The organism is Microcystis sp. T1-4, from assembly GCF_000297435.1.
Taxonomy (GTDB): domain Bacteria; phylum Cyanobacteriota; class Cyanobacteriia; order Cyanobacteriales; family Microcystaceae; genus Microcystis.
The window spans coordinates 1-4,955 of record NZ_CAIP01000117.1; the positions used below are offsets into that span (position 1 = coordinate 1).

Sequence of the window (4,955 nt, forward strand, 5' to 3'; positions counted from 1 at the left end):
CCCCCTTATCAAGGGGGGCAGGGGGGATCGAACCTAAAATCCATTTTTAATTTAATTATAACCAGCCATTTATTATCTCAAGAATAATCTCACACATCGCTATCAATATCGCTGATTGCATCCAATCGTTACCAATCAGTTTAAGAGGTTGGAAGGGTTCTTTTTCGGACTCGATCTCCTTTAAGAAATATTACAATCAATCGCTTTTGATATACGCTTTAAAAATAGATGATAATTGAAATCGGTTTTGCTCCCTTTGAATTAAATAACGTTGTTGCAAGGATTGTAAACCATTGATTAAATCACTAGCAGATAAATCTAGGTTATTTTTTAACTCCTCTCTAGATAAAGGTTGATCAACTTTACTTAATTCTAAGGCGATTTGTTGAGCAAGGGGAGAACAGCGACCAAAAATTTGTTTTAAATGAGACTGCATTTTTTTAGTAATAACTAAGCTATTTTCTGCCAAGAAATCGTTAACCTTGCCATCAAAAACATCTTTAATCAAAACGGCAATATCAGTTAAATAAAAAGGATTACCTTCGTATAATTGAATTAATTCTAACCATCTTTCCCCATCTTGTAAACCTTTATTTTTAAGAAAATCAATCGCTTCAAATCCTGATAATTCTAAGCATTGAATGGGAGAATTTTCTTGATTAAGATAGTTCATTTCTGCCGATTTTTCTTGACTAATGAGAATAAAATGGCTCTGGTGTTGGATTTCTGCAATCAGTTTTAAAAAATGTTGATAACTGCTATATTCAGGTTGATAATTACCCGCCATTTGACCAACAGCAAAAAGATTTTGAAAATCATCTAAGACGATTAAACATTTATGATTGCTTAGAACTTCTAACAATTCCTGGATTTTATTATCGGTGCTTTCCTTCGGTTCTTTTTGGCAAGTATTCAATAAATCATTTAGCCATAAATCTAAAGACTTAGGAAATTTTAAACTTTTCCAAATCACCACTTCAAATTGTTCTAAATTGAGATCAATAAATCGTTTAACTAGGGTGGTTTTTCCTATTCCCCCTAATCCCAAAACGGCAATTAAGCGAGTATTTTGCTTAAACACCCAGTTCGAGATTGTTGCGAGTTCGTTTTCTCGATCGTAAAAGTCAATAATTTGGGGAGCAAGGGTTAGATCATGATAGATTGATTCAGATTGAGAGTTTATATATCTATTTTTATCATTGTCATTGGGTAAAGTGAAGGTTTGTGTATGGCAGAAATGGTTATTGTTACTATTTACAACATTCAAAGAATTTGGAGATGATTTAATCTTCATTCTTTCTATGGTAGAACGAAAATTAGATTTTCTTATTTCTTCCCCAAAAGCATCCGATAAAAGCTTCCATAATTTAGCACCTTCCTCTCTAATATGAGCCTCACTGCGGTGATATTCGTTACCTATTTCTTGATAACTCTGTCCTTGCCAACTCCCTTCAAAAATAGCCTTCTGGATAGTATTTAGCGGCTTTTTATCTCGCTCAATAAGGCGTTCGTCAATCAGTTGTAAGACTTCCGTGATATTCATACAATCGACACAGCAAAAGATTTTTGGGTATTATAGCCCAACTAAATCCCACTTTTTCCAATTTTCATAAAAATTTACCCGACAAAACTCCCGATAAAATCCGATGTTTAGGGGTTGTCAGTTTTTGGAAGCGTTTGGCATGATGGAATGTAGTTAAGCAAAACAGACCTAAAACTAACCATATCTAACTCAGCGACGCTAGTTCTAAGTATTATTGCTTATGTCTCAGTTTAACGTAGGTATTTTATGACGAAGTTCGTTTTAGACAAATATGCGCTCGATTCTAAAAAATCAGAAGCTAAGGCAAAAATCGTCGGTTCATTGGGTTCAAATGCCTCAATTTCAGGGGATCAGATAGAAGTACCCAGTTATGACGCGAGTAAAGTGGTTCAGATTTTAAGTCAAGTTGGTATCAAGTATTCGGGAGGGTAGATTTGAAAATTAAGTCGGTACTTTTTTAGGTAGAAAGGCTTTATTTAGATACTGAACATCTTAATCATCAATTAATAGAGGTAATGCAATCATGAGTATAATCAAAGCGGGAACAGAACTTTTAAGTGACTTGGGTTGGGGAATAATAAAAAATTCAGGTCGCATTCTTTATGGTGGTGGACAAGCGGTTGTAGGTATGGTTACTGAAGATGAAGAACTTGTAGAAAATGGAGTGAGAAACCTTGCTAAAGGAGCAGGTGGTTTAAGTCTTGGTTTAGTCAAAAAAGCTATCAATGGAGATGAATCTGAGGATGGCAATGAAGACATTGATTTAGAGTCATAGTAATAACTTTTGGCTCTCCTAGACTGGTTATAGCAAATTAATAGCCTAGAATCCAACAAAGCAAAAAGCTTTTTTTATTAAAATTGCTTTTTTTAATTCTGGTGAGCCTTACTTGGCAAGGCTTGCGTGAACTATTTTATGCTAATATATCATAACTACTCTAGAAGAGCCTAACTTTTTTGCTCATTTACCATTTTTTCTCTTGCTTGGTAATTAAGCAGTTTTATACTATAGCGTTTTCTGTTTGAAAGAGGTACATTATAGATGTTAAAAAGCTTAATCGGCAGATGTTTAAGTGTGCCACACAGGTGTGAGAACTGCCAGAGAAAGTCGTTTAATTTCTAGAAAATCTTTGAGGTCAGCAATGAACGATACAACAATAATAACAATAAAGCCTGAAAATGTTACACCTAAAGGATTCCAAAAGTTTATTATTTATTGCTTGCTTGGGTTTGGTTTGTTAACTTTGATTTTTGGGATTGGACTTATATTTATTGGACTTAGTGTTTGGATCTTATTCATCCACCCGAAAAACTTCAAGAAAAATTACCCTATTAGCTATACATTAACAAATAATGAGTTTATTGCCCATCGATCAGGAGGTGGTATATTTTGGAGTATTCCTTGGAGTGATATTGATTCAATATACATCATTTCTTCTCACTGGGCGTTTCCTGCCTCATTAGGTTTAAAGTTAAAAGAATACTCAAATTTTCAGTCATCAATAGAACGCAGTAAAAGCAGTAAAAATAGTTTTAGTTTTTCAGAAAAACTTGCACTGTTGTCTTTTAACAAGATTTTTATGAATAAATATGCGAGGGCTTTATCTGGGGGCAAGTCTGATATTATAATACATTACCAGGCTTTTGATCGTCCTGCCGCAGCTTTTGGTAATCTTCTGAACACTTATATAGAGTATGCAACTGCTTTAGAGCAACTAGATAAAATGGATTCTTCAACAAGCAGTAGTTATAATACTACTAATTCCTATGAAGTAACTTTAAAAACTCCAAGCGGAGAATATACCATCCAGGTTCCTGATGATGAGTTTATCTTAAATGCGGCGAAGAAAAAAGGAATAGTGATTCCCTTTGATTGTCGTTGCGGTGCTTGTCCTACCTGTGCTGGTAAGATCGTTTCTGGTAGTGTAGATCAATCAGATCAATCTTTCTTAGATGATGATCAAATAGACGATGGTTATGTATTGCTTTGTGTTGCTTATCCTACTTCTAATTGTGTCATTGAAACTGATAAAGAGGAATATCTTTATTAGTGCGATCGCTTTTCTGATCGGGTGCATTAACAGAGTATAATGCGCCTTATTTGTTGTCTATAATTTAAAAGATTGAGATAAGGGCAGTTTGTTGGGTTGATTTTGCGTTAAAATTAAGTTAGATATGTCTTAATTGATGAAACTTAGCAAGACAATGAATACTTCGATTACTTTTCAAGAAATTGCCGCCGAAATACAATTATTTGATAATATTGAACAAAAAGAACAATTTATTTTTGTGGTGGGTGCTTTAGTTTCTCGCATCATCAGTCTTCATAAAGCCGCAGAAATCATGGAAATGGATACAGAAATGTTCTTGAAAATTTTAGAATTAATGGGAATCGATTTTTCTTATCTTACTACAGAAGACATAGATAGAGAAAAAAAATGGTAATCTCTATGAAAATTGTTTTCAATTCTTCCCCTTTAATCTTTTTGTCTCAGTTAGGATTTTTAGAAAAATTCCTAGATTCTAATGATAATTTTTATTTGCCTGCAACCGTACAACAAGAAATTAATGCCAAACAAGATCAATCTTCAGAGACTCTTAATAAGCTGATCAATCAACAGAAATTAATTATCCTAAATATTAAATTAATCTCTCTAGCAAATAGTTTAAATGAACGTTTAGGGAAAGGTGAATCTGATGCCATTACTTTAGGAATAGAATTACAAACTGATTATATCATCCTTGATGACTTTGCAGCAAGAAAAGAAGCACTACGCTTAGGCTTAAATGTTAAAGGAACTTTAGCGATTATTCGTAAACTTCTCAAAGAAGGAAAGATAGAAATTGAAAATTTGGAGAGTTTTTATCAAAGACTTAGAGAAATTAACTTTAGAGTCAAGCGTGAGATATTTGAGAGCATTTTTGGAGACTGAGTGTGATACTGAAGGCACTGCGTAGCAGCACGCTTATTTTGTCGGGTGCATTAACAGAGTATAATGCGCCTTATTTCTTGTTATTGATGGATTCCCACCATAACTTTAAATCACTTTCATTAATCTTTTTTTGAAGATATTCAATCTGATCTGAATAGCTGAGATTTTTCATGTCTTCAGCAATTTTTTCTTGACTGGTTTGTTTAAAAGCTAAACAGTCAAAACTTTTTTTAATTGTCGTTGGCTTCATCAATTGTTACCTCTAAAGGAGAAATAATAGTCAAAATCCCGTAGCCATTGAGTAAATTAATTTGATTATAGCCTTTCATTTTATCTAGGCGCACAATATGTTTAAAATTCCATGATATGATTGCAGCCGCTCTAGCTATTGTAGCAGCCGCTACATCAGTAGCATCATTAATAGACTTTGATGTAACAACTCCTTCATTGATATAAGCATCCCTTAACTGTAAAACTTCAGG

At 33.7% G+C, this 4,955-nt stretch carries 7 protein-coding genes and 1 pseudogene; 5 read left to right on the top strand and 3 right to left on the bottom strand.

Going from position 1 to position 4,955, the window contains the following annotated elements; all coding sequences use genetic code 11:
• Positions 1-196 precede the first annotated feature (196 nt).
• The gene (locus tag MICAI_RS06625; protein WP_008199458.1) at positions 197-1,543 is read right to left on the bottom strand and encodes an NB-ARC domain-containing protein; all 1,347 of its coding nucleotides are present in this window, start codon (positions 1,541-1,543) and stop codon (positions 197-199) included.
• A 246-nt stretch (positions 1,544-1,789) separates the two neighbouring features.
• Between MICAI_RS06625 and MICAI_RS06630 the strand changes: the two genes are divergently transcribed.
• The 5 genes from MICAI_RS06630 to MICAI_RS06650 all read left to right on the top strand — a co-directional run bounded on the left by MICAI_RS06630 (position 1,790) and on the right by MICAI_RS06650 (position 4,473).
• Entirely contained in the window at positions 1,790-1,975 is a 186-nt protein-coding gene (locus MICAI_RS06630) for a hypothetical protein (RefSeq protein WP_002754073.1), read from the top strand.
• A gap of 91 nt (positions 1,976-2,066) precedes the next feature.
• Positions 2,067-2,318, top strand: a complete 252-nt coding sequence (locus MICAI_RS06635; RefSeq protein WP_002795035.1) for a hypothetical protein — start codon at positions 2,067-2,069, stop codon at positions 2,316-2,318.
• 946 nt (positions 2,319-3,264) lie between these two features.
• The gene (locus tag MICAI_RS27785; RefSeq protein WP_051011163.1) at positions 3,265-3,591 is read left to right on the top strand and encodes a 2Fe-2S iron-sulfur cluster-binding protein; all 327 of its coding nucleotides are present in this window, start codon (positions 3,265-3,267) and stop codon (positions 3,589-3,591) included.
• A gap of 154 nt (positions 3,592-3,745) precedes the next feature.
• On the top strand, positions 3,746-3,985 hold the full coding sequence (locus tag MICAI_RS06645; protein WP_002754053.1) for a UPF0175 family protein: 240 nt from the start codon (positions 3,746-3,748) through the stop codon (positions 3,983-3,985).
• Positions 3,986-3,990: 5 nt separating this feature from the next.
• On the top strand, positions 3,991-4,473 hold the full coding sequence (locus tag MICAI_RS06650; protein ID WP_039899737.1) for a DUF3368 domain-containing protein: 483 nt from the start codon (positions 3,991-3,993) through the stop codon (positions 4,471-4,473).
• A gap of 70 nt (positions 4,474-4,543) precedes the next feature.
• On the opposite strand, the gene MICAI_RS06655 is transcribed toward MICAI_RS06650, so the two are convergent.
• Together MICAI_RS06655 and MICAI_RS06660 are read right to left on the bottom strand one after the other, a co-directional pair.
• Entirely contained in the window at positions 4,544-4,723 is a 180-nt protein-coding gene (locus MICAI_RS06655) for a hypothetical protein (protein WP_008199473.1), read from the bottom strand.
• Positions 4,704-4,955 (bottom strand): annotated as a pseudogene (locus tag MICAI_RS06660) (hypothetical protein); the annotation flags it as partial. The gene MICAI_RS06655 and the pseudogene MICAI_RS06660, both read right to left, overlap by 20 nt.

Coding starts and splice junctions, on each gene's coding strand:
- MICAI_RS06625 (WP_008199458.1), bottom strand. CDS start 1,543: ATGAATATCACGGAAGTCTTACAACTGATTGACGAACGCCTTATTGAG.
- MICAI_RS06630 (WP_002754073.1), top strand. CDS start 1,790: ATGACGAAGTTCGTTTTAGACAAATATGCGCTCGATTCTAAAAAATCA.
- MICAI_RS06635 (WP_002795035.1), top strand. CDS start 2,067: ATGAGTATAATCAAAGCGGGAACAGAACTTTTAAGTGACTTGGGTTGG.
- MICAI_RS27785 (WP_051011163.1), top strand. CDS start 3,265: ATGGATTCTTCAACAAGCAGTAGTTATAATACTACTAATTCCTATGAA.
- MICAI_RS06645 (WP_002754053.1), top strand. CDS start 3,746: ATGAATACTTCGATTACTTTTCAAGAAATTGCCGCCGAAATACAATTA.
- MICAI_RS06650 (WP_039899737.1), top strand. CDS start 3,991: ATGAAAATTGTTTTCAATTCTTCCCCTTTAATCTTTTTGTCTCAGTTA.
- MICAI_RS06655 (WP_008199473.1), bottom strand. CDS start 4,723: ATGAAGCCAACGACAATTAAAAAAAGTTTTGACTGTTTAGCTTTTAAA.